The 22,776-nt window shown below is 61.1% G+C and carries 21 protein-coding genes; 4 read left to right on the top strand and 17 right to left on the bottom strand.

The genetic code is table 11. The annotated features are described in order from the left end of the window. Positions 1-24: 24 nt before the first annotated feature. Positions 25-1,218, top strand: coding sequence for a DUF5009 domain-containing protein (locus ACQ4WL_RS22795; RefSeq protein ID WP_436511794.1), 1,194 nt, complete (start codon positions 25-27; stop codon positions 1,216-1,218). 2 nt (positions 1,219-1,220) lie between these two features. On the opposite strand, the gene ACQ4WL_RS22790 is transcribed toward ACQ4WL_RS22795, so the two are convergent. Both ACQ4WL_RS22790 and ACQ4WL_RS22785 read right to left on the bottom strand, forming a co-directional pair. Next, on the bottom strand, positions 1,221-2,342 hold the full coding sequence (locus ACQ4WL_RS22790; RefSeq protein ID WP_436511793.1) for an acyltransferase family protein: 1,122 nt from the start codon (positions 2,340-2,342) through the stop codon (positions 1,221-1,223). A gap of 249 nt (positions 2,343-2,591) precedes the next feature. Next, positions 2,592-5,273 (bottom strand): TonB-dependent receptor, encoded by a 2,682-nt coding sequence (locus ACQ4WL_RS22785; RefSeq protein WP_436511792.1) that lies wholly within the window; start codon positions 5,271-5,273, stop codon positions 2,592-2,594. Positions 5,274-5,661: 388 nt separating this feature from the next. Between ACQ4WL_RS22785 and ACQ4WL_RS22780 the strand changes: the two genes are divergently transcribed. Beyond that, positions 5,662-6,402 (top strand): GntR family transcriptional regulator, encoded by a 741-nt coding sequence (locus ACQ4WL_RS22780; RefSeq protein ID WP_436511791.1) that lies wholly within the window; start codon positions 5,662-5,664, stop codon positions 6,400-6,402. A 191-nt stretch (positions 6,403-6,593) separates the two neighbouring features. On the opposite strand, the gene ACQ4WL_RS22775 is transcribed toward ACQ4WL_RS22780, so the two are convergent. The 10 genes from ACQ4WL_RS22775 to rpsP form a co-directional block, all read right to left on the bottom strand. Beyond that, a complete protein-coding gene (locus ACQ4WL_RS22775) occupies positions 6,594-8,072 on the bottom strand; it encodes a nitrilase-related carbon-nitrogen hydrolase (RefSeq protein ID WP_436511790.1) in 1,479 nt (492 codons plus the stop codon). Beyond that, positions 8,069-8,887 (bottom strand): AraC family transcriptional regulator, encoded by an 819-nt coding sequence (locus ACQ4WL_RS22770; protein WP_436511789.1) that lies wholly within the window; start codon positions 8,885-8,887, stop codon positions 8,069-8,071. Before ACQ4WL_RS22770 ends, ACQ4WL_RS22775 begins: the two co-directional genes overlap by 4 nt. A 78-nt stretch (positions 8,888-8,965) precedes the next feature. Continuing rightward, on the bottom strand, positions 8,966-9,415 hold the full coding sequence (locus ACQ4WL_RS22765; RefSeq protein ID WP_436511788.1) for a CBS domain-containing protein: 450 nt from the start codon (positions 9,413-9,415) through the stop codon (positions 8,966-8,968). An 82-nt stretch (positions 9,416-9,497) separates the two neighbouring features. Next, positions 9,498-9,833, bottom strand: a complete 336-nt coding sequence (locus ACQ4WL_RS22760) for a DUF3579 domain-containing protein (RefSeq protein WP_029496213.1) — start codon at positions 9,831-9,833, stop codon at positions 9,498-9,500. Between the two features lie 225 nt (positions 9,834-10,058). After that, entirely contained in the window at positions 10,059-11,018 is a 960-nt protein-coding gene (locus ACQ4WL_RS22755; RefSeq protein ID WP_436511787.1) for a CobD/CbiB family protein, read from the bottom strand. A gap of 97 nt (positions 11,019-11,115) precedes the next feature. Continuing rightward, positions 11,116-11,775, bottom strand: a complete 660-nt coding sequence (locus ACQ4WL_RS22750; protein ID WP_436511786.1) for a CoA pyrophosphatase — start codon at positions 11,773-11,775, stop codon at positions 11,116-11,118. 79 nt (positions 11,776-11,854) lie between these two features. Next, positions 11,855-12,238 carry a 50S ribosomal protein L19 gene (gene rplS / locus ACQ4WL_RS22745; protein WP_010395528.1) on the bottom strand — a complete coding sequence of 128 codons (384 nt, stop codon included), beginning with the start codon at positions 12,236-12,238 and terminating at the stop codon, positions 11,855-11,857. Between the two features lie 131 nt (positions 12,239-12,369). Further along, positions 12,370-13,116: a tRNA (guanosine(37)-N1)-methyltransferase TrmD gene (gene trmD / locus ACQ4WL_RS22740; RefSeq protein ID WP_436511785.1), complete on the bottom strand. Its 747-nt coding sequence runs from the start codon at positions 13,114-13,116 to the stop codon at positions 12,370-12,372. A 50-nt stretch (positions 13,117-13,166) separates the two neighbouring features. After that, positions 13,167-13,724 (bottom strand): ribosome maturation factor RimM, encoded by a 558-nt coding sequence (gene rimM, locus ACQ4WL_RS22735; RefSeq protein WP_436511784.1) that lies wholly within the window; start codon positions 13,722-13,724, stop codon positions 13,167-13,169. 13 nt (positions 13,725-13,737) lie between these two features. Beyond that, complete coding sequence (gene rpsP, locus ACQ4WL_RS22730) at positions 13,738-13,989, bottom strand: 30S ribosomal protein S16 (RefSeq protein WP_010395524.1); 252 nt, start codon at positions 13,987-13,989, stop codon at positions 13,738-13,740. Between the two features lie 288 nt (positions 13,990-14,277). Between rpsP and ACQ4WL_RS22725 the strand changes: the two genes are divergently transcribed. Further along, complete coding sequence (locus ACQ4WL_RS22725; RefSeq protein WP_436511783.1) at positions 14,278-14,712, top strand: NINE protein; 435 nt, start codon at positions 14,278-14,280, stop codon at positions 14,710-14,712. A gap of 135 nt (positions 14,713-14,847) precedes the next feature. After that, a complete protein-coding gene (locus ACQ4WL_RS22720) occupies positions 14,848-15,474 on the top strand; it encodes a glycine zipper 2TM domain-containing protein (protein WP_436511782.1) in 627 nt (208 codons plus the stop codon). Positions 15,475-15,708: 234 nt separating this feature from the next. Here the strand turns inward: ACQ4WL_RS22720 and ACQ4WL_RS22715 are convergent, their stop codons facing one another. The 5 genes from ACQ4WL_RS22715 to alaS form a co-directional block, all read right to left on the bottom strand. Further along, positions 15,709-17,499 (bottom strand): acyl-CoA dehydrogenase, encoded by a 1,791-nt coding sequence (locus ACQ4WL_RS22715; RefSeq protein ID WP_436511781.1) that lies wholly within the window; start codon positions 17,497-17,499, stop codon positions 15,709-15,711. Between the two features lie 90 nt (positions 17,500-17,589). Continuing rightward, the gene (locus ACQ4WL_RS22710; protein WP_436511780.1) at positions 17,590-18,522 is read right to left on the bottom strand and encodes an electron transfer flavoprotein subunit alpha/FixB family protein; all 933 of its coding nucleotides are present in this window, start codon (positions 18,520-18,522) and stop codon (positions 17,590-17,592) included. Positions 18,523-18,598: 76 nt separating this feature from the next. Further along, positions 18,599-19,348 carry an electron transfer flavoprotein subunit beta/FixA family protein gene (locus ACQ4WL_RS22705; protein WP_099379460.1) on the bottom strand — a complete coding sequence of 250 codons (750 nt, stop codon included), beginning with the start codon at positions 19,346-19,348 and terminating at the stop codon, positions 18,599-18,601. Positions 19,349-19,600: 252 nt separating this feature from the next. After that, the gene (locus ACQ4WL_RS22700; protein ID WP_010395510.1) at positions 19,601-19,828 is read right to left on the bottom strand and encodes a sulfurtransferase TusA family protein; all 228 of its coding nucleotides are present in this window, start codon (positions 19,826-19,828) and stop codon (positions 19,601-19,603) included. A gap of 235 nt (positions 19,829-20,063) precedes the next feature. After that, positions 20,064-22,676 (bottom strand): alanine--tRNA ligase, encoded by a 2,613-nt coding sequence (gene alaS / locus ACQ4WL_RS22695; RefSeq protein WP_436511779.1) that lies wholly within the window; start codon positions 22,674-22,676, stop codon positions 20,064-20,066. Positions 22,677-22,776: the final 100 nt, after the last annotated feature.

Genomic DNA, 22,776 nt, shown 5'->3' with positions numbered 1-22,776 from the left:
TTTTTTCGACCTTTTCATCCTTCCATGCCGCCAGCCACCGCCACCGCCACCGAACGATTAACCAGCCTGGACGCCTTCCGCGGCTGCGTGATCGTCACCATGATCTGGGTCAACTACCTGGCCGGCATGCCAGGCATTGCCTTCTGGCTCGAACATGCGGGGCCGCGCGCCGACGGCATCACCGTGCCCGACCTGGTCTTTCCCGGCTTTCTGTTCATGGTGGGCATGGCCATTCCGCTGGCCTTGCAGCGCCATTGCGGCCACGTCACGCCAGCCTTGCTGGGACGTTTGCTGTGGCGCTCCGCCAGCCTGATGCTGGCCGGCGTGGTGCTGGCGAATGCCTACCGCTATGATGCACGGGCGGCGCTGCTGCCACAGGCCGTGTACTTTCTACTGTTTTATATGGCCATGATCCTGCTGTGGCGCCAGGGCGCGGGCAAGCTGGAGCTGGCCGCCGGCGGCGCGCTGATGCTGTTCCTGCTGGCGACGTTCCGCGGCGAATTGAATGCGGAATTTTCCAGCACCTGGCTGCAACCGTCATGGTGGGGCATGCTCGGCATGATCGGCTGGTCCTACTTGCTGTGCAGCCTGCTGTACCTGGCGTGCCAGGGTAACGGCACGGCGCTGATGGGCGTGTTTTCCCTGCTGATCACGCTGTACATGGGCGGCACGGCGGGTAGCCTGGATTTCCTGCCGGCTGGTCTCAACGGGATTGTCAACGTGCCGCAAGTGCTGGGCTCGACGGCGGCCAATGTGCTGGCCGGCATCCTGGTGGGGCAGCTGTTCCTGCGCGGCGCTGCCTTGAATCATGCCCAGCGAATACGTTTCATGGCGTGGTTCGCGCTGGGCCTGCTGGCGGCCGGCCTGCTGCTGCGGCCGTATCACCACATCAACAAGATCGCCGCGACGGAATCGTATACCCTGGTCTGCAGCGCCATCATCCTGGCCCTGTTCCTCGTGTTTTATGTCGTCATCGATGTCTGGCGCTGGCGCGCCTGGGCGGTGGTGCTGTTGCCCGCCGGCACCAATGCCCTGTTCGCCTACATTGTGCCCGACCTGTGGCAGCAGTTGGCGGCCGTGCTGCACCTCCCGCGCTTCTGGTGGCCCTACCTGGAGACGGGCGGCGCGGCCGGCCTGTGGAATGCCGCCGCTGTCACCGCCCTGATGCTGCTCTTCACTGCCCTGGCCACGCGTTACGGGCTGAAACTGAAGTTCTAGCGCTAGACCTTGATATAGATCTTGCGCTTGTCCATGCCGTAGGCGATCAGCCAGCACAGCAGCATGAAGCTGACGGCAAACAGCATGGATCCCACCCGCGCGGGCGCCCAGCCTGTATACCACTGCTGGTACAGCCACTGGTACAGGTTGCCTCCGCCGACGCGCACGGTAAAGGCGATGATCACCAGCACTTCCGACACTAGGTAGATGAACAGGGTGTTCTTGCCGAAGACTTCAAAAAAATATGTCCAGCCCGTGATCTTGCGCACGTCGATGACGAACATCAGCAACGCCAGCAGCAGCAAGTCCAGGCCGATGCCCAGCATCACGTAAGAGCTGGTCCATAGTTTCTTGTTGATCGGGAACACTTCATTCCAGCACAGGGCCACCGCCACGCAGAGGACGCCAGCCACGGCCAACTGAACCAGGCTGGAGCGCAGCCGTGCCGGCGTCGCCTGGCGTAAAAAACTGCCCGCCAGATAGCCGGCAATCACGTTGACGATGGCCGGCAAGGTGCCGAGAATACCTTCCGGATCGAAGGCGATGCCTTCGCCGTGGTACAGGTGGCTGTCGCCCAGCAGGATCAGATCGAGCTTGGCCGGCGCATTGCCGTGCAAGCTGTAGTCGCCAAAGCATGCCAGGATGGCCCAGTAGCCGAGCAAGGCGCAGGCGCAAAAGACCAGCGCGCCGCGTGTCTTCCAGTAATGCAGGACCAGGGCGGCGGCCAGGTAGCACACGGCGATGCGCTGCAGCACGCCGGGAATGCGCGTGTGCGACAGGGGCGACCAGGCGAACTGGCCCGCATCGTCGAGCTTAAAGAAGGGGAACCAGTACAGCAGGAATCCCAGTAAAAAGATCAGCGCGCTGCGCTTGCACAGCTTGGCCAGCACGGCGCCATGGCCCAGATTTTCATATTTCCCCAGCGCAAAAGCCAGCGCATTACCGACGACAAACAAAAAGCTGGGAAACACCAGGTCCGTGAGGGTAAAACCATGCCATTCGGCATGCAGGAACGGCGCATACACGCTGCCCCAGTCACCGGGCGTATTGACGACGATCATCAGGGCGACGGTCAGGCCGCGCAGGACGTCGAGGGCGAGGTAACGTTGAGGTGCACTAGTCATAATAATGCCATGTAAAAAGATAAATACCCGCCCGTTGCTGGCAGAAGGGCGGTACCGCTGAAGGCTAGGTACGATGTGCTGGCAAGCACCGATAGCGTAGCCTGCCATACGGAGACTGTTGCTGGGCAGCGATAACGGAAACAGCACACCCACTCAGCAAAAAAGGCAAGGCCCTGATGCAGGGACTTGCCTTGAAAAGACCGAGGAAGACCTGGCCCTGTGCATGTGCACCAGGCCGGATCGTATTGCTTACAGTTTTGCGCGCAGGCCCAGGTAAAAGGTACGGCCATTGCTGTAGAACGCGCGCGGCTGATCGCGATTTTCAGCGTACATTTTGATGGTCGTGTTCGTCAGGTTAAGCGCATCGAACGTGATCGTGAAGTGTTCATTGATCTTGTAATTGAGCGAACCGGCCAGGCCGCCCGCTCCTTCGACGTGCTGGCTGGCGCCACGATCCACGCCCGCCTTGTAGGACGAACGGTAGTTGTAGGCCAGGCGTGCACTGAGGGCATTGGCTTCGTAGAACGCCGTCAGATTGTACGTGCTGCGCGATGCGTTGACCAGCTCGTCACCGTTGTCCAGTTTGCCATCGGCATAGGTGTAGTTGGCTAAAATGCCGAAGTCGCCGAACAGCGGTTGCTGATAGCTGAACTCAGCACCTTTGTTCTTGCCGCTGGTGTTAAATGGCGACGTGATCTGGTAAACGGCGTCGGTACCGCGCTTGCTATTGTAATAAGTTCCGCTAACAGTTCCATTGGATACGACGGACTTCAGGTCCATGTAGAACAGCCCCACCGAGAATGCCGATTTTGGCGCAAAGTACCATTCCGCGCTAATCTCAGCATTGTCCGACTTGACAGGGTCAAGCTTGACGTTTCCGCCTGCACCGCTCAATGCATCGTCGTTCAGCGATACCGAACCACCGAGCGCGCTGTAATCAGGACGGGCGATGGTGCGGGCAACAGCGCCACGGATGACCAGATCGTTGCGCACATCGAATTTGATGTTGGCGCTAGGCAAGTAGTCATTATAGGTGCGCTCAAACAGGCTCTGCGAGTACGGTTTCCAGTCGGACCCGATGATCGGGCCGCCGAGCTTGTTGACCAGGGTCGACTGCTTGGTCTGCACGGCACGCAGGCCGAAGTTACCGCTCCAGTTGTCGCCCGTCACATTAGCCATGGCATAGATGGCCGAGGTTTTTTCCTGCAACTTGAATTCATCGGTCCAGTTGTGGCGTTGCACAGGGTCGAGATTGCGGTTACCAGGGATCGCGGCCCAGGCGGCCAGCGCTGCACCGTCATACTTGAAATAATTGCTCGACAGGTTGCCACCCAGATTCTTGCCGAAATCGCTAGGATACTGGGTGCCGTTCCAGACAGGGCCCGGATTGGCGATACCCAGAGGACCCGGTTTGGCATCAATCGGATGCTCGGCAGCACGCTTGTGATCGGTCATGCGGCCACCGAACTTAATCGAATCCCAGATACCGGACGACAGGCGCAGTTCTGCGTCGATCTGGGCATATTTTTCCTGGTCGACGGAACGCGATTCGCCGCCGCCGATCCAGGCCGTCGAGCCTGGTTTGGTGGTCGTGCCGCCAGGATAGGAAACGCTGGCCGGGCTCATGCCGTTCAATTGATACACCATGCCGCCATCGACGTTGTTCTGGTAGTAGACATCGTTGCGGTCATAGCCGACGCCGTGGGTCTTGCCCAGCTTGCCGGTCAGGGTCAGGTCCTTGGTAGCGCGGTACTTGAAATTGAAATCGAGGTAGTACGATTCGCCACCGGCGTCAGGACGGTAGATATTGTCGACTTCGCCCGCGTTCCTGGCAAAGGTGGCGCCTGTCATGGTGCCATTCTTGACGGTGTAGTTGGTCGGTATCTGGCCGTTCGGCACACCGTTATTGTCCGTGCTGTTAATCGAGTTTGCGGGCGCGGCCAGCCAGTTGGTGTTTTGATGCGGCGCCTTCAGTTGCGAATAGAAGCCGTTCACGTCCAGGGTCAAGTCCTTGCTGGGCTTGAATTCGAGGTCGAATGCGCCGCCTTCGCGGGTTTTCTTTTGCTCGAACAGGGTAGCGCCGATAAAGGTCGGGACTTTCACCCCGGCCAGTTCAGGACGGGCCTGGGCAGCGACGCTGTTGGCAAGGATAGGCGTGTAGCCGAGGACTTCCTGGCCATCGCGACGCACGGTCGATTTTTGCGAGAAGCCCTGGACCATGATGCCCAAGGTATTCGCGTCATTCTTCCAGTTCACCAGGCCGGAGAACTGAGGATCGGTCTTGCCGGCCAGGTCGTTGTAGAAACCCTGGATCGAACCTTCGGCCGTGAGCTGCTTCTTGAATTCCAACGGACGGCGGGTAATCACATCGATCACGCCAGAAACGCCGCCTTCAGGCAGGTCGGCCGTGGCGCTCTTGTGCACGACAACGGAACTCACCAGTTCCGATGGCAGCAAGGAGAAGCTGCTGCTGCGGCCGACGTTGCCGCCGAATTGGTTCAGCACGAACCAGTCGCCGGTGCTGATGGCGTGGCCATTGAACAGGGTTTGCTGGAAACTTGGGCTGGTGCCGCGCAGGCTGACGCGGTCATTTTCACCGAAGCCGCCTTCACCGCCGGCCGACGATTGGGTATTCACACCTGGCAGGCGTTGGATCGCGTCAGCCACGTTACGGTCAGGCATCTTGCCGATATCTTCGGCGGTGATCACTTCCACCACGGAATCCGCATTGCGTTTTTGCTTCAGCGACTTTTCCAGCGAGGCACGCACGCCGGTCACCGTCACGGTAGCCACGTCGTCGGCGGCTGCTTCCTGCGCCTGTGCCGAAAAGGCCAGACCGGCGACCATCACGGCAACGGCCGCGGCGATCGGCGTACGGCTACGCGATCCGGATTTCACGACGGCAGCTGCAGGTGTCAAATTGCGTTTCATGTACTCCCCCTTGATTTAGGCTCCAGGATTGGAACCTTTTCATTTTTAACGTAGGTCTTCTTTCCAGCCCGCCCACTCACGCCGGCATGCTGCAGACCCTTCGGCACAACCGCTTACAAAACCAATTCAACGCCAATATACTACTATCCAATACCAGAACACTACCAGTTGCAACTTTTTTTTTATAACGTTGTTTGAATCACACAGACCACTTCATCTGAATCAATCTGTAGCCCGTATGAGCGGTGTAAATACCAGCGAGGCCGGGCATAAATTGCCGGCCTGATAATTCAAATTGGTTTTATAACGGTCTTTTTTGGTATTATCCAGCGACACAAAACAGATACAGAGCGCGTCTGCAACGCGCCGTAACGGAGACCCTCAGCGTATGACAACCCTGGCTCACATCATGCAAGGCCTGGGGCAGACGAGTAGCCTGCCCCTGTACCAGCAACTGCAGCGCGCACTGCGCGAAGCGATCGACAAGCGCATCCTCGGCCCCGACGAAGCCTTGCCGGCCGAGCGCCAGCTGGCCAGCGACCTGGCCGTCTCGCGCATCACCGTACGCAAGGCCATCGATGGCCTCGTCAACGAGGGCTTGCTGGTGCGCCGGCCCGGTTCGGGCAATTTCATCAATACGCGCATCGAGAAAAACTTCGCCAAGCTGACTTCGTTTTCCGAGGACATGCGCGCGCGCGGACGCACGCCGCGCAGCGTGTGGCTCAAGCGCGCTGAGGGCACCGTCACGCCGGAAGAAGCCTTGCGCCTGCGGCTGTCGCCGGGCGCGCCCGTGTACCGATTCCACCGCATCCGCTATGCGGACGAGATACCGATGTGCCTGGAGTACGCGACCATCGTCGCCAGCTGCCTGCCGGCGCTCGACGCTGTCGACGTATCGATGTATGACGCGCTGGAACAGGCGGGCAACCGGCCCGTGCGCGCCTTGCAGCGCCTCAGCGCGCTTTTGCTGACGGGGGAGCAAGCCAGCCTGCTGCAGGCGCAGGAAGGCGACGCGGGCTTGTCGGTGGAAAGGCTGGGATTTTTGCGCGATGGCCGCGCCGTGGAATTTTGCCGTTCCTATTTCCGCGGCGATATGTATGACTTCGTGGCCGAATTAAGTACCAATTAATACCGGATGCACGTAATTCTCAATACCAGATAACACCACTTATTGCAGTGCAATATATATGTCGGCATCACGCCTATATATGCACGGCGATGGTGCAAGAATTGGCGGCGATTATGTGGCCGCATGCCGAAAATATAGAAAAGGCGACGCAATGCGCTTTTGCGCATTGCAGCAAAACCTGACATTTCTCGTCAGGGAGCAGGCACAGCTCGGCGGCCCAGGCACAGCAAAATCACGCTCAGCGCCACGCACAGCCAGCCGAACAACGGCCCCAGCCAGCCGGCCCAAGTGGAGACGGTCGGGTGCGCCGGCAGCGGCGCCAGCAAGGTGCTGCCCGGCATGGCGCTGCTGGCCCGCTCCGCCAGCACCCGTCCGTACGCATCGCTGACCGTCAGCATGCCTTCGCGCGCCGCGCGCAGCACCGCATAGCCGTTTTCCACGCCGCGCACGACGGTCATGCGCGCGCCCATCCAGGCGTCCAGCTGGAAATCCCAGGCCGGCACCAGCATCGTTTGCGCGCCGGCCGCGCCATACGCCTGGCCCAGAGGCGCGAAATGCATGTCCTTGCAGATGGCCAGACCCATGGCCTGCCCCGCCACCGGCTGCACGGCATACGCGCTGCCAGCAAGAAAATCGCGCTCGGGCGGCGCCAGATGGTGTTTTTGATAGCTGATGGGTGCGGCGCCGTCGGGCGCGAACAGCCAGGCCAGGTTGCGCCGGCCGGCTGCGTCTTGCACGCCGAGCCCCACAGTGACCCACGCGCCCGTGCCGCGCGCCAGCGCCTGGAAACGCTGCCGCACGGCATCCGCCTGCGCGGGGGACAGCACGGCTATCTTTTCCGGCAACAGCACCAGCCTGGCGCCCTGCCCGGCCAGCTCTTCGACGTGGCGCGCATACTGGTCCCAGATGGCTTGCGCGCGTGCCGCTGGCGTGGCCGGGCCGATAAAGTCATCGATGGCCACCAGTCCCGCCAGCGGCCCGCCTGGCGCAGGCCCGCTTGAGGCCGACGCGCCCTGCACACGCCAGGTGCCACCTGCCCACGCGGCCAGCAGCAATAACACGGTCGCGCCCGCCGCTGGCGCATATGCGCGGCCGCCCGCCAGCAGCAAGGCCAGCGCGGATGGCGCCAGGCACAGCACAAACAGCAAGCCGGGCACGCCCGCCAGAGCAGCCAACTGCAATATGGCAACATTGTCCGCTTGCGAATACGCGAGGCTGCCCCAGTTACCATCCGGCAGCAAGGCGGCCATCAAGGTATCGATGGCCACCCACAGCACGGGATAGGCGAGCACCGTCCAGCCGGAGCGGAAGCGCAGCACGAGGCGCCGCGTGGCCAGCACCACCAGCAGCCACAGCAGTGTCTTGACGAGCAGCACGGCCAGCACGGCCGGCAAGGGCATGAGCAGGCGGAAATAGGCAACGTTCGATGACAGACCCAGCAAGGCGGCCAGGAACGTCATCCAGGCGGCATCGCGGCGCGACGAGCGCAGGGCCAGCCACAGCACGGGCAGCGGCGCGCACCAGGCTAGCCAGCCTAGCGGCTGCGGCCCCAGCACCCAGTACAGGGGCAGGCCCGCCGCCAGCGCGGCGGCGGTTTGCAACAGGCGCTGGCGCAGCGCGGTGCCGCCGGCAGACGTGGCCGGCGTAGTCAGGGTTGGGAACATGCTCATGCTTTCAAGGGTAGCCAGATTTCCACGCCGCCGATGCCGCTGACGGGATCGAATTGCTGGTCGTAGCGTTCAAAATCGGGCGCGTCGGCCACTTCCAGGCCGGACTGGGGCAGCCACTCGTTCCACACCGTATACCAAGTGGCGCGGATGGTGGAAATATGCCCGCGGTGGTGAAACACGGCATAGCGCTGCGGGGCAATGCGCAGCCGCGTCCAGCCCTCTGGGGCCAGGGAGAAATCGCTCACCGGCATGGCGCACAGGTAATCGAAATTGCCCGCATCGTCATTGTTGCAGCACACGCCATACACGAGCTGGCCGGGCGCCACATGGGGCAGGAAGCGCTGCCACAGGGCGGGAATGCCGGCCGACGTTTCCGCGCGATAACGTTCAACGAGACCCGCCACCAGCAAAGCGGGCCCCTGCTCGAAACGGGGCGGTTCCAGGACCGCGCCCGGCGCCACATCGATTCTGATGGCCTCCACCAGCGCGAGGTTAGCGACGTGGCGCTGGGCCCTTACCTTTTCCGGCGTGATCTGGAACTGCTCGCGGAAGGCCCGCGTAAATGCTTCATGCGAACTGTAGCCGGCCTGCAGCGCGACGGCGAGGATGTCTTGCGCGCCCTGCGCCAGCACCAAGGCGGCCTCGCTAAGCCGGCGCGCCCGCACATAGCGCATCACGGAGTGGCCCGTGGCCAGGCCAAACGCGCGCGTCAGGTGACATGGCGAGGCGCCGCCCACATGGGCGATATCGCCGAGCGAGATATTCTCCGCATAATGCGATTCGATATACCAGAGTGCCTTGGCCAGATAGTGCATGAACGCTTCCCGTTGAACGAGCAGCGACTGTAGCATTTTCGGGGGAAGAGGATTTGACTGGAATTGCGCAATACGGGCTTACTTCCGGGTGCGCTTTTCGTGAACCAGCTGGCCACTGCTGATGCGGGCCAGCTCGGCCATCTCCTGGGCCAGGAAGGCCAGCAGGTCGTCGATGCTGACGACGCCGGAGAGCGCGCCCAGGCTGTTGACCACAGGCAGGCGGCGGATGCCGTTGACGCGCATGCGTTCGATGATGTCGTAGACGTCTTCGTCTTCGCTGGCGGTGAGCAGCTGCGCGCTCATGATGTCGCCCACCAGCAGGCTGGCGGGGTCAAGGCCCAGGGCGATGACGGAAATGACGATGTCGCGGTCGGTGAGGATGCCGATGGGGACGCGCTCGCCGTTCGGCTGTTCGGCCACGATCAGGTCGCCCACATGATGCTGGCGCATCAGCAGCGCCGCATCCTGCACGCTGGTGTCTCGCTGGCAATGGAAGGTTTGCAGGGTGCAGATGTCGCCGATACGCATGTCGCCACTCCGTTTGAGGCAAAGTGTCTACGCTACGCTGACCCGCCGTGGCGGGCTTTGCGCTAGATCAAATGGACGGCTGTTACTTTTCTTCGGGGGGCGGCAGGAAGCAGGCTTCGACGATCTGCAGGTCGTTATCCTTGGCAAACTCGCGTACGAAGTGAAACGCCATCGGCTCGATCTCGCGCAACTTGGTGTTGACCACCACCGACTTGACGCCATTGACGACGGTCGGGCGCACGTAGGGCGAATACTGGAGGTGCGCATTGCGCCCGCCACCTTCGGGATTGAAACAGGACATCACTCCACAAAGGCGCTCGGCCCAATCGCTGGGTCGGAACTGCTTGCCATTGCTGGTGAGACCAAGGATGAAGAACTCGTCTGAGAGTTCCCCTGTTTTTTGAGATAACTCGGCCATGTGGCTTGTCGGGACTGGATTGCGTGAATGGCCCCGGCGGGTAAGCCGGGCTGGTAATTCAACTACGTTTGCTGCGGTAAGCCAGTATTATATCTTATAGAAGACTTGGGTTCTACCTCGATCTGCCCTGACGATGCAAACAGGGGCCGGCACGCGTAACGCGCCAGCCCCTATTTTAACCTTGTTCCACGCGCAAGGCGCATGGATGGCGCGTGTGCGCCCGCGTCAGCCGAGGAAAACGGCGCCCGACATCAACAGCAGCAACAGCATCCACAGCAGCAAGGCGCGCCATACGAGGCCCACCGTGCTCTGCAAAGCACGCGCGCCCGGCTCTTCCCCGGGCAGGATATCGCTTTCGCTGTCGCTGTCATCGACGGCCAAGTCCGGCGTCGTCAGCACGCGCGCCGCCGTTTCGGCTGGCGTGCCCAGGCGTACGCCCATGGCGCCGCCGCCAGCCGTCAGGATGATGCCGATGGCTTCGTCCTGCCAGCGCTGGGCGAAATTGCGCCAGGCGTAGATGGCATCCTCGAAATTGCCGACCACGGCAAACGCCACGGCTGTCAGGCGCACGGGGATCCAGTCGATCCAGTAGAAAGCGCGCGCGGCGAACTGGCCGAAGGCTTCATTGCGCATGTGCTCGGGCTCGTTCCAGGCGCGCGCCAGGTATTCGGCCACGCGGTACATCACGGCGCAGGCGGGGCCCAGCGGCATGAGGAACCAGAAGAAGACGCCAAATACATTGCGATGCGTGGTGATCAGGGCTTTTTCAACGGCGATGCGGGCGATTTCACTCGCTTCCATGCCCACCGTGTCGAGCTTGGTCCAGTCGGCCAGCAAGGTACGCGCAGTCGCTTCGTCTCCGGCGCTCAGGGCCAGTTGGATGGAAGTGAAATAGTGGCTGTAATGGCGGAAGCCCAGGGTCAGGTAGACGATGAGGACGTTCCAGGCAAACGCCAGCAGGGTCAGCTGATAATGACGCAAGAGCCAGTACACGCCCGCCGTCGGCACCATCAGCACGCCGATCATGAGGAACCAGCCCATGCGGCCATGGTTGGCGTGGCCGGCATTGAACCAGGTCTCCATGCGCATTGCCAGGCTCTTGATTTCGGCGTAGATCGGATTGTCCGCGCGCAAAGGTTTGAGCTGCTCGATCAGCAATGCGCAAAGTATGGAGAGAAATGTCATCAAACGTCCTTTTTGTCTTTTTCAGCAATACCGCAATGCCCGCTACGATAGCGCAGTGCAGTGCTGGAATCAAACTTATTACGCGCGGGGCACCATTTTACGCGCGCAAGAGGTGAAACAGATTGCGCAGCATGCCAGCGGTGGCGCCCCAAATGTAGAAGCGCTCATACGGCATGGCATAGAACGAGCGCCGTCCGCCAGGCAATTCCACCGACAGGCGCTGATGGTTGAGGCCATCCATGAGGAAAGCCAGCGGCACCTCGAAGATTTCCGCCACTTCAGACGGATCGGCGCGCAATTCGAACGGTGGCGCCACCAGGCCCACCACGGGCGTGACTTGGTAGCCGGTGCCTGTCAAGTAGTCGGGCAGGCAACCCAGCACTTCGATGTGTTCGCGCGCCAGGCCCACCTCTTCCTGCGTTTCGCGCAGGGCCGTGGCCATGGGCGAGCCATCGAACGGTTCGCTGCGCCCGCCGGGAAAGCTGACCTGGCCCGCATGACTGCTCAGGTGGTCCGTGCGCATGGTCAGCAAGATGGTCAAGCCCTGCGACCGTTGCACCAGGGGAATGAGCACAGCGGCGCGCACGGGCACGGCGCGGGCGGAAAGAAAATCCTGGGTAATCTCGGGCTGCCAGTCAGGCTGGTCGGCCAGGCGCTGGCGCAGCCAGTCGGGCGTCAGGCGCACGGCGTCCAGCGCCGCCTCGCCGGCGATACTATCGATGGCAAGTTGTTGTGGATCAAATGCGATGGTGGCCATGCAGCTTGTCCCATTGGCAATTCAGAATAAAAAAAGGGGCACCAATACGGCACCCCTTTTCCCAACGCAGACGCTGATATTACGCGCTTGCTTTCGCCACAACGCGGCGATTTGGCAATTTTTCTTTGATACGCGCCGATTTACCCGAACGCTCACGCAGATAGTACAGCTTGGCGCGGCGAACATCACCACGGCGTTTCACTTCGATCGAAGCGATCAGCGGCGAGTACAGTTGGAACGTACGCTCAACGCCTTCGCCGGACGAGATCTTACGAACGATGAAGTTCGAGTTCAGGCCACGGTTACGACGGGAGATAACGACGCCTTCGTAAGCCTGGGCGCGCTTGCGCGTACCTTCGACTACGTTGACGCTGACGATAACGGTATCGCCTGGTGCGAATTCAGGAATGGTTTTACCCAGACGAGCAATTTCTTCCTGCTCTAATTGTTGAATCAAGTCCATTTTTATAACTCCGAAAACCATCATGCCGGCGCACTGTGGATAGCAAGTATCCGCCCGGTAGAGGATGGGTAACACAATTTGGGCAACATGCCCGGCACTACTGGCCACCCTGCCGCCCATCCGGAGACGGCTTACAGGCTGGCCAAGAATTTCTCGTCGGTCTTGCTGAGCAAGCCGGCGGCACGTGCACTGACCAAGAGGTCAGGCCGCTTTGTCGCGGTCGCTTCCAGCATGCGCTGGCGGCGCCACTTGACGATCTCGGCATGATTGCCCCCCATCAAGACGGGCGGCACGGCCATGCCTTCATATGTTTCCGGCCGCGTATAGTGCGGCGAATCGAGCAATCCATTGACGAAGCTGTCCTCGATGGCCGATGCCTCGGTGTTCAAGACACCCGGCAACAAGCGGATCACCGCATCCATCAGCGCCATGGCAGGCAATTCACCGCCCGACAGGACAAAGTCGCCGACGCTGATTTCTTCATCGACGCAGCGGTCCAGCAAACGCTGGTCCACGGCTTCATAGCGGCCACACAGGATCACCAAACCAGGTTCGGCTTTCAGCTGCGTGACGCGCTCGTGCGTCAGCGGACGGCCTTGCGGCGACATGAACACCACGCGGGGCGCCGCCAGTCCCAATGCGGTCTGGCGTTGCTTCGCGGCATGAATTGTCGCTTCGAGGGGACGCGCCATCATCACCATGCCGGGGCCGCCGCCATACGGGCGGTCATCCACGGTACGGTGATTGTCGGTCGTGAAATCACGGGGATTCCACAGCGACAAGCCACATTTCCCCTGCTCGAAGGCGCGCCGGGTCACACCCGACTGCGTCAGCGCGGCAAACATTTCCGGGAACAGGGTCACGACATCAAATTGCATCGCTCACCATCCTGCAAAGTTTGCCCGGCGCAAAGTTAAGCGCAGGCGGTTTAATAATCGAGGCCCCAGTCGACCGTGATCTTGTTGGCGGTCTTGTCAACGTTAATGACAAACTGGCCAACAAACGGGATCAGGCGCTCAGGCGCCTTTTCAACGGTCTCATCGGCAGTGGCGACGGGCGTAACGCGCAAGATCGACTGCGGACCATTGCTCATCATGTCGTGCACTGTGCCGAGGCACTCGCCTTGCAAATTCTCGACTGTCAGTCCGATCAGATCGGACCAATAAAATTCATCGGCCGTCAGCGTCGGGAAATGGCTACGCGGAATTTGCACAGAGACGCCTTTCAGCGCTTCTGCGGCATCCCGCCCGACCACACCCACCAGCTGGGCCACGACGTCGCCGCCGTGTAACTTCGCTTGCCTGACTTGAACATCATGCAAGGTCGGTTTATCAAACCACCAGGTTTTGACGCTTAATAATGCATCCGCGTCGTCGGAGAAAGGAGTGACCCTGATTCCGCCAGCAATGCCATAAGCACCGGAGACATAGCCTACCTGTACCAGGTCATCGGGGACTTTCACCCCGGATGCAGTCTTGACCGTCAAACCAGTGATCTAATTAAGCTGCTGCTTTGTTGTTGCTGGCTACCAAGCGAGCAACGGTTGGCGACAATTGTGCGCCAACGCCTTGCCAGTAGGCCAGACGGTCTGCGGTGATACGCAGTGGAACTTCGCCACCTTGCGCCATCGGGTTGTAAAAACCGATACGCTCAATGAAGCGACCATCGCGGCGATTGCGCGAATCAGTAGCGACGATGTTGAAGAACGGGCGCTTCTTGGCGCCTCCACGAGCTAAACGAATAACGACCATAATATTTCCAAAAAGTGTGCTGAGGCGGAAAAAGCCGCAAATTATAGCGCGCTTTACCGCCAGGCAGCAAGCGTTATGATGACGGGCGTGTAATTTGGGCTAATCAAACATTATGACCAGTCATGGCCGAAGACGCAATAGGCGCGTGCGTCTATCGTGCCGTCCAGGCCACGCACGGTCGATGACATGGCGCAACAGCATTGCCTGAACGGCGCATGAAAGTGCTATCGTTGCGGCAGGCAATGACCGATACTGACAATCTTTACCGATGAGCAACTCTGGAGTCCCATGACCACCGCTACCATTTTGCAACAGTCGCACAAGAACAAGGCATTCACGGCACTACTAGCCTTCCTGCTGGGCATGCTGGGCGTGCACCGCTTCTACCTGCATGGCGCCAAAGACCGCTGGGGCTGGTTGCACCTGGCCGCCCTGCCCGCCTCCTTGCTGCTGCGCCAGCTGTTTCCCGAAGCCGACTGGTTTTACCAGATATTGCCACTGACCCTGTCCGCCCTGGGCGGCTTCCTGGAAGCGCTGGTGCTGGGCCTGATGCCGGACGACAAGTGGGATGCGCGCTACAACACCGCCTCCGGCCACCTGTCGGACACGGGCTGGCCCCTGGCCGTGGTGCTGGTCGCTACCTTGATGCTCGGTGCAGGCGTGCTGATCGCCACCATGGCGCGCCTGTTCGACTTGCTGTACACGGGCGGCGCCTACGGTTAATTTCCATGCGGGCATGGCATCCGATTGCGCACGCCGCACGCACATGTAAGTGTTGGTAAGCAATCATGATTTTCCTCTATACTGCATTCACAATGCCGACATTACTGGCACACTCAACACCCCTAGGAGAAGATCATGATTCGTCGCCCACTCATCCTCGCAGTCGCCATCACGGCCCTGTTCAGCACCTCCGCCTTCGCGCAAAACCTGTCGCCGAAGGCGCAATACACCTACGACACGAAGCAAGCCAGTACGCGCTATGCGGACGACAAGAAACTGTGCGCGGAAGAAACCAGCTCGAAAGCGCGCATGCAATGCCTGCGCGATGCCAAGAGCGAATACGACCAGGCCATCATCAATGCCAAGGCCGCGCAAAGAGCGGGCAATTCCTACGCCAGCCAGCCTTCCAAGCAGCCACAGCATCAGATCTGCGCCGATTGCGGCAAGGTACTGGCAGTCAACGTCACGGAAAAAGCGGGTGAAGGCGGCGCGCTGGGCATGATCGGCGGCGGCGTGGCCGGCGCCCTGCTGGGCCGCCAGGTGGGCGGCGGACGCGGCAAGGACCTGGCCACCCTGGCCGCCGCCGCCGGCGGCGCGTATGCCGGCAAGCAAGTCGAAGGCCACATGAAGAATGCCAAGACCTGGACCGTCACCGTGCAATACGAGACGGGCGCCAAGGCTGACTTCGCGTTTGATCAGGATCCGGGGCTGGCCACTGGCGACTTGGTGCGCAATTCGGGTAACGGCATTACCCGCCGTTAAGAGCGCAGAGTAAATCTGGGGTCAGTCCCTGCGGGATCGGAATGCGCGCCATTGGGGCACATTCCCCCGGCGGGTCTGACCCCGGCACTTACGTTTGGGGTTAAAAAAAGCGCTGGAGAGTGATCTCCAGCGCTTTTTTGCATTCAACCTGCCTTCAGCAAACTGCTGGGGTCAGACCCTCGCCAACGCTAACATCGAAGCGCGGCGTTAGCGGACGAGGGGGTCTGCCCCCGGTTAAAACTGCTCTTCCGACAAGGCCATCACACCGGCGCTGCCGTCGATGATGGTGGCGCGCAGTCCTGGCGCTTGCGACAGGATATGGTCAGCAAAGAAGCGTGCCGTGGCGATTTTTGCCTTGTAGAACGAGGCGTCGCCGCTGCCTTCTCCCAGCCTTTGCTGCGCCACCACGGCCGCGCGCGCCATTTGCCAGCCGCCCAGCACGATGCCGGCCAGTTTCAGGTACGGCACGCTGCCCGCAAACACGGCCTTGATGTCCGTCTTCATGTTCGCCACCAGGTATTCCACCACCGCTTCGAGCGCGGCGCTGCCTTCGGCCAGGTGGCGCTGCATGGCCTGGAAGTCGGCGCCGGTCAACTCGCCCAACTGGGCTTCCGTGGCGCGCACCTGGGCGATGATGGCTTTCGCGACGGCGCCACCGTCGCGCACCGTCTTGCGGCCCACCAGGTCGTTCGCCTGGATGGCCGTCGTGCCTTCATAGATGGTGAGAATCTTGGCGTCGCGGTAATGCTGGGCGGCGCCCGTTTCCTCAATGAAACCCATGCCGCCATGCACTTGCACGCCGTCGCGCGTGACGTCCTGCGACATTTCCGTGGCCCAGCCCTTGATGACGGGCACCAGGTACTCATACGTCGCCAGGCTTTCCGCGCGCACTTCGGCGTCCGGATGGTGGTGCGCCACGTCGCTGATAGCCGCGCCCACGTAGGCCAGCGCGCGCGCCGCCTCCGTTTGCGAGCGCATCGACATCAGCATGCGGCGCACGTCCGGGTGGTGGATGATGGAAACCGGGCCGCCAGACCCCGCCAGGTCGCGCGACTGCACGCGGTCCTTGGCGAACGCCACGGCCTGCTGGTAGGCGCGCTCGGCCAGGCCGATGCCTTGCAAGCCGACGCCGAAGCGGGCCGCGTTCATCATGATGAACATATATTCGAGGCCGCGGTTTTCCTCGCCCACCAGGGTGCCGATGGCGCCGCCGTGGTCGCCGAACTGCAGCACGGCCGTCGGGCTGGCCTTGATGCCCAACTTGTGCTCGATGGAAACACAGTGCGCGTCATTGCGCTCACCGAGACTGCCGTCCGCATTGACGAGGAATTTCGGCACGATGAACAGCGAGATGCCTTTCACGCCAGCAGGCGCGTCCGGCGTGCGGGCCAGCACCAGGTGGACGATGTTTTCCGCCATGTCGTGCTCGCCATACGTGATGAAAATCTTCGTGCCGAAGACTTTATACGTGCCATCATCCTGCGGCACGGCGCGCGTGCGCACGGCGGCCAGGTCGGACCCGGCTTGCGGCTCCGTCAGATTCATGGTACCCGTCCACTTGCCCGACACCAGGTTTTCCAGGTAGACCGCCTTCTGTTCATCGCTGCCGGCCGTCAGCAGCGCTTCGATGGCGCCGTCCGACAGCAGGGCCACCAGGGCAAAGGAAATGCTGGCGGAGTTGAGCATTTCGATGCACGGCGTTGCCAGCAGCTTGGGCAAGCCCTGGCCGCCGAACTGCGTCGGATGCTGCACGCCCTGCCAGCCCGCCTCCCCATACGCCTTGAAGGCTTCCTTGAAGCCTTTCGAGGTGGTGACCTGGCCATCGTGCCAGAAGCTCGGCTCCTTGTCGCTGGGCCAATTCAAGGGGGCCACCACGCTGCCGCAGAATTTGGCATTCTCTTCCAGCACGGCCTCGGCCGTGTCGGGCGTGGCGTCTTCGCAGCCCGGTAAAGTGTGGATTTCGGCCAGGCCGGCCAGTTCGTTCATCACGAACAACATGTCTTTCAGCGGGGCTTGATAGCTCATCTATTTCTCCAAGAAAAAAGCCACGCGCGGCTCGCCGTGTGGGGCGGGCCGGCGTGGCTCTGTCATTAACAAAACCGGAAAGGGTGTGACTTAACCCAGTTCTTTGACCAGTTGCGGCACGATCTCGAACAGATCGCCCACGATGCCGTAATCGGCCACGGCAAAGATCGGTGCTTCAGGATCCTTGTTGATGGCAACGATGGTTTTCGAATCTTTCATGCCGGCCAGATGCTGGATCGCGCCCGAGATACCGACGGCGATATACAGCGATGGCGCGACGATCTTGCCCGTCTGGCCCACTTGCCAGTCGTTCGGCACGAAGCCGGCGTCGACGGCGGCGCGCGAAGCACCCATGGCGGCGCCCAGCTTGTCGGCCAGCGGTTCCAGGATGTGGAAGTTCTCGGCCGAACCCATGCCACGGCCGCCCGACACGATGATTTTCGCAGCGGTCAGTTCAGGACGGTCGGACTTGGCCAGTTCGCGGCCCACGAAAGTGGACTTGCCATTGTCGCCAACGGCGGCGACGGTTTCAGTGGCAGCCGAACCGCCGGTGGCGGCAGCGGCGTCGAAACCGGTGGTGCGCACGGTGATGACCTTGACCTTGTCGCTAGATTGCACGGTGGCAATGGCGTTACCGGCGTAGATCGGGCGCTCGAAGGTGTCAGGCGAATCGACCTTGGTGATTTCCGAGATTTGCGCCACGTCCAGCTTGGCAGCCACGCGCGGCAGGATGTTCTTGCCGTAGGCGGTGGCGGGAGCCAGGATGTGGCTGTAGTTGCCGGCGATGGCCAGCACTTGCTCGGCCACGTTTTCGGCCAGGCCGTCGGCAAAATAGGGTGCGTCGGCGACGATGACTTTCGTCACGCCGGCGATTTGCGCGGCGGCAGCGGCGGCAGCCGAGGCGTTCGAACCTGCGACGAGCACGTGCACGTCGCCGCCGCACTGGGCAGCCGCGGTCACGGTGTGGTGGGTGCTGCCCTTTAAGGTAGCGTTGTCGTGTTCAGCAATAACTAATGCGACCATGATTATTCCTAGTAATGTGCAAGTGCCGGGGGTCGGACCCTCAGGGTCTGACCCCAGCTTTTGTCTTGGGGTATGTTTAAATAACCTTGGCTTCGGTACGCAGCTTGGCGACCAGCGTGGCCACGTCCGGCACCTTGATGCCGGCCGAGCGCTTGGCTGGCTCGACGACTTTCAAGGTCTTCAGGCGTGGCGCAACATCGACGCCCAGGTCTTCCGGCTTGACGGTCTCGAGCGGCTTTTTCTTGGCCTTCATGATGTTCGGCAAGGTCACATAGCGTGGCTCGTTCAAACGCAAATCGGTGGTGATGATTGCTGGCAAGGTCAATGCCAGGGTTTCCAGGCCGCCGTCGACTTCGCGCGTGACGGTGACTTTGCCGTCTTCCAGCACGACTTTCGAGGCGAACGTGGCTTGCGGCCAACCCAACAGGGCTGCCAGCATCTGGCCGGTCTGGTTGCTGTCGTCATCGATCGCTTGCTTGCCCAGGATGATCAGTTGCGGCTGTTCTTTCTCGGCCAGGGCTTTCACCAGCTTGGCCACGGCCAGCGGTTCCAGTTCAGTCGTCGTTTCCACCAGGATGCCGCGGTCGGCGCCGATGGCCATGGCGGTGCGCAAGGTTTCCTGGCACTGCGTCACGCCGCAGGAGATGGCGACCACTTCAGTGACCTTGCCGGCTTCTTTCAGGCGCATCGCTTCTTCCAGCGCGATCTCATCGAAAGGGTTCATCGACATTTTGACGTTGGCGGTATCGACGCCAGTGCCGTCACTCTTGACGCGGACTTTGACGTTATAGTCGACCACGCGTTTGACGGGTACCAAGACTTTCATAGCTATGCCTTTGGGAAATTATAAAAATGACGGATCAAGTGCTGATTGTGCGTTCGATTATAAGAGAAATTTGAATCCTGAACCGAATTTAAGCACGATCGTGCGATTTTTTGTTAGAACAATCCATCTAAACTGTCCAGCTTCGAGGATTTCAGGGGAGTTTGCCGCTACGCTGCAGGGCAGCAAAAGGACGTAAAAACGGCACGGCAAGCGCTCAAGCAGGCCGCGCCACGGCGGCCCCGGCTGGCAGAATTATTTGCGTTGCATCAGGAAGACGAATTCGGTGCCCGTCTGCACGTGCGACAGCAGGGCATTGCCCGTTTGTTTGGCGAAAGCCTGGAAGTCGCGCACGGAACCGGGATCGGTTGCCATGATGCGCAGCACTTCCCCGCTCTGCAGCTCTGACAAAGCCTTTTTCGCCTTCAGAATCGGCAGGGGGCAATTCAAGCCGCGCGCGTCGAGTTCTTTGTGAAATTCCATAATCTCGGTATCAAGTAGTGTGTCGCTCATCATCAATATCCCGCCATTTTTGTTGTACTGATTTTCGACATACTACTCTAAATCAGGGGCATTGACGCGCTGCACCAAAATAGTTCATGGGCTGTTGTGGGGTCACAACGAGATTCCACACGACAAAACGGCCCGCAAACAATGTCTGCGGGCCGTTTTCAAGGGGCTGTGGGGCGAAAACCCCGCATGTCCTCTAGCTTACGCCTTATTTCGCACGTTCGCCGACCCAGGCCGGCACGCCGGCCAGGGCATTCGCCAGACCGCTAGCATCGGTGCCGCCGGCTTGCGCCATATCGGGGCGTCCGCCGCCTTTTCCGCCCACTTGCTGTGCAACGAAGTTCACCAGCTCGCCCGCTTTGACCTTGGAAGTCGCGTCCGCCGTGACGCCGGCGATCAGGCTGACCTTGCCGTCAGTCACGCTGGCCAGCACGATGGCAGCCGTCTTCAGCTTGTCCTTCAGCTTGTCCATGGTTTCGCGCAAACGGGCCACGTCGGCGCCTTCGAGCACGGCGGCCAGCACCTTGATGCCGTTGACATCGACGGCTTGCGTGACCAGCTCATCGCCCTGGCCCGAGGCCAGTTTCGATTTCAGCGCGGCCAGTTCCTTCTCCAGCGCCTTCACATGGTCCTGCACCTGGACGATGCGGGCCGTCAGTTCTTCCGGCTGCGCCTTCAGCGCATTGGCCGCTTCGACCAGGCGGCGGTTGATGGTTTGCACCAGCGCCAGCGCGCCCTCGCCCGTCACCGCTTCCACGCGGCGGATACCGGCGGCCACACCGCTTTCGCCGATGATCTTGAACAGGCCGATGTCGCCCGTGCGCTGCACGTGGACGCCGCCGCACAGTTCTTTCGAGCTGCCGATGTCGAGCACGCGCACTTCGTCGCCGTACTTCTCGCCGAACAGGGCCATCGCGCCATGCTTGACGGCATCGTCAAACGACATCAGGTGGGCTTGCGTGGCGCGGTTTTCCAGGATCTCTTTATTGACGATGGTTTCCACGGCGGCAATTTGCTCGGCCGTCATCGGCGCATGGTGGCTGAAGTCGAAACGGGTTTTGTCCGGATCGACCAGCGAACCCTTTTGCGCCACGTGGCTGCCCAGCACTTCGCGCAAGGCCTTGTGCATCAAGTGCGTGGCCGAGTGGTTGCGGATGGTGCGCGCGCGTTTGGCCGTGTCGACTTCGGCCGAGACGGCGTCGCCCACCTTCAACACGCCCGATGCGAGCACGCCGTGGTGGCCAAACACGTCAGCCTGGATTTTCAGGGTGTCGCTGACGGCAAAGGTGCCCGCGCCCGAGGCGATCACGCCCTGGTCGCCCACTTGGCCGCCCGATTCCGCGTAGAACGGCGTGGTGTCGAGCACGACGATGCCATCCTGGCCGGCCTTCAGTTCCTGCACCGGCGTGCCGGCCGCGTACAGCGCCACGACTTTGCTGCTGAACGTCAATTGATCGTAGCCGACGAATTTGTTTTTCTCGCCCGTGTACTCGACCTTGCTGTCCTTGTGCGTCTTGCCGCCCTTGCGCGACAGTTCCTGACTTTCCTTCAGGGCTGCATCGTAACCCACCTGGTCGAAACTGATATTGCGTTCGCGGCAAATGTCGGCCGTCAGGTCTGGCGGGAAGCCGTAGGTTTCGTACAGGGTGAAGGCGGTGGCGCCGTCGATGCCCGTGGCATCCTTGGCCAGCTGCGCTTCCAGCACTTTCATGCCCGTTTCCAGGGTTTCGCCGAAACGCTCTTCCTCGGCTTTCAGCATGTTGGCCACGTTGTCCTTGGCTTCTTCCAGCTCCGGATAGGCGCCGCCCATCTCGATGGCGAGATCCGCCACGAGCTTGTAGAAGAACGGTTTCGTCTGGCCCAGCTTGTGGCCATGGCGCAAGGCGCGGCGGATGATGCGGCGCAAGACATACGCGCGGCCTTCGCTGCCCGGAATGATGCCGTCGACAATCATGAAGGCGGCGGCGCGGATATGGTCGGCGATCACGCGCAGCGACTTGTTTTCCAGGTCCGTGGCGCCCGTTTCGCGCGCGGCGGCGCGGATCAAATGCTGGAACAGGTCGATTTCATAGTTCGAATGCACGTGCTGCAGCACGGCGGCCAGGCGCTCCATGCCCATGCCCGTGTCGACGCACGGCTTGGGCAGCTTGTGCATGACGCCCGCTTCGTCACGGTTGAACTGCATGAACACCAGGTTCCAGATTTCAATGAAACGGTCGCCATCTTCGTCCGGCGAGCCCGGTGGGCCGCCAGGGATGTCGGCGCCGTGGTCGTAGAAGATTTCCGTGCATGGACCGCATGGGCCCGTGTCAGCCATCTGCCAGAAATTGTCGGACGCGTAGCGCGCACCCTTGTTGTCGCCGATGCGGATGATGCGCTCGACAGGCACGCCGATTTCTTTCGCCCAGATGTCGTACGCTTCGTCATCTTCGATGTACACGGTGACGGTCAGCTTGTCGGCCGGCAAGCCATACACCTTGGTCAGCAGTTCCCACGCGTATTGAATAGCGTCGCGCTTGAAATAGTCGCCGAAGCTGAAATTGCCCAGCATTTCAAAGAAGGTATGGTGGCGCGCCGTGTAGCCGACGTTTTCCAGGTCGTTGTGCTTGCCGCCGGCGCGCACGCAGCGCTGCACCGAGGTGGCACGCGTGTACGGACGGCTGTCCGTGCCCGTAAACACATCCTTGAATTGCACCATGCCGCTGTTCGTCAACAGCAAGGTCGGATCGTTGCCTGGCACCAGGGAGCTGGAACGGACGATGGAATGGCCCTTGGACTCGAAAAATTTGAGGAACTTGTCGCGGATTTCAGATGATTTCATGTTTTTTTGGCAAAGAGTGGCGGCAGCTTTAAAGGGAAGATTATACGTGATATGGGGTGTGGCAATTGCGGCGGGCACGGGCATTGTTGCGCCCGAGCCA

The sequence above is a fragment of the Janthinobacterium kochi genome (assembly GCF_051380715.1).
GTDB lineage: Bacteria > Pseudomonadota > Gammaproteobacteria > Burkholderiales > Burkholderiaceae_D > Janthinobacterium.
This window is presented reverse-complemented; position numbering and strand designations above follow the sequence as displayed.

Excerpts from the sequence above, each read along its gene's own strand:
- ACQ4WL_RS22720 (WP_436511782.1), top strand. The coding sequence starts at position 14,848 with ATGATTCGTCGCCCACTCATCCTCGCAGTCGCCATCACGGCCCTGTTC.
- ACQ4WL_RS22760 (WP_029496213.1), bottom strand. The coding sequence starts at position 9,833 with ATGGCCGAGTTATCTCAAAAAACAGGGGAACTCTCAGACGAGTTCTTC.
- ACQ4WL_RS22765 (WP_436511788.1), bottom strand. The coding sequence starts at position 9,415 with ATGCGTATCGGCGACATCTGCACCCTGCAAACCTTCCATTGCCAGCGA.
- trmD (WP_436511785.1), bottom strand. The coding sequence starts at position 13,116 with ATGCAATTTGATGTCGTGACCCTGTTCCCGGAAATGTTTGCCGCGCTG.
- rplS (WP_010395528.1), bottom strand. The coding sequence starts at position 12,238 with ATGGACTTGATTCAACAATTAGAGCAGGAAGAAATTGCTCGTCTGGGT.
- ACQ4WL_RS22715 (WP_436511781.1), bottom strand. The coding sequence starts at position 17,499 with ATGAGCTATCAAGCCCCGCTGAAAGACATGTTGTTCGTGATGAACGAA.
- ACQ4WL_RS22790 (WP_436511793.1), bottom strand. The coding sequence starts at position 2,342 with ATGACTAGTGCACCTCAACGTTACCTCGCCCTCGACGTCCTGCGCGGC.
- ACQ4WL_RS22775 (WP_436511790.1), bottom strand. The coding sequence starts at position 8,072 with ATGAGCATGTTCCCAACCCTGACTACGCCGGCCACGTCTGCCGGCGGC.
- ACQ4WL_RS22725 (WP_436511783.1), top strand. The coding sequence starts at position 14,278 with ATGACCACCGCTACCATTTTGCAACAGTCGCACAAGAACAAGGCATTC.
- ACQ4WL_RS22780 (WP_436511791.1), top strand. The coding sequence starts at position 5,662 with ATGACAACCCTGGCTCACATCATGCAAGGCCTGGGGCAGACGAGTAGC.
- ACQ4WL_RS22705 (WP_099379460.1), bottom strand. The coding sequence starts at position 19,348 with ATGAAAGTCTTGGTACCCGTCAAACGCGTGGTCGACTATAACGTCAAA.
- ACQ4WL_RS22700 (WP_010395510.1), bottom strand. The coding sequence starts at position 19,828 with ATGGAATTTCACAAAGAACTCGACGCGCGCGGCTTGAATTGCCCCCTG.
- ACQ4WL_RS22710 (WP_436511780.1), bottom strand. The coding sequence starts at position 18,522 with ATGGTCGCATTAGTTATTGCTGAACACGACAACGCTACCTTAAAGGGC.
- ACQ4WL_RS22750 (WP_436511786.1), bottom strand. The coding sequence starts at position 11,775 with ATGGCCACCATCGCATTTGATCCACAACAACTTGCCATCGATAGTATC.
- rpsP (WP_010395524.1), bottom strand. The coding sequence starts at position 13,989 with ATGGTCGTTATTCGTTTAGCTCGTGGAGGCGCCAAGAAGCGCCCGTTC.
- ACQ4WL_RS22770 (WP_436511789.1), bottom strand. The coding sequence starts at position 8,887 with ATGCACTATCTGGCCAAGGCACTCTGGTATATCGAATCGCATTATGCG.
- alaS (WP_436511779.1), bottom strand. The coding sequence starts at position 22,676 with ATGAAATCATCTGAAATCCGCGACAAGTTCCTCAAATTTTTCGAGTCC.
- ACQ4WL_RS22785 (WP_436511792.1), bottom strand. The coding sequence starts at position 5,273 with ATGAAACGCAATTTGACACCTGCAGCTGCCGTCGTGAAATCCGGATCG.
- ACQ4WL_RS22755 (WP_436511787.1), bottom strand. The coding sequence starts at position 11,018 with ATGACATTTCTCTCCATACTTTGCGCATTGCTGATCGAGCAGCTCAAA.
- ACQ4WL_RS22795 (WP_436511794.1), top strand. The coding sequence starts at position 25 with ATGCCGCCAGCCACCGCCACCGCCACCGAACGATTAACCAGCCTGGAC.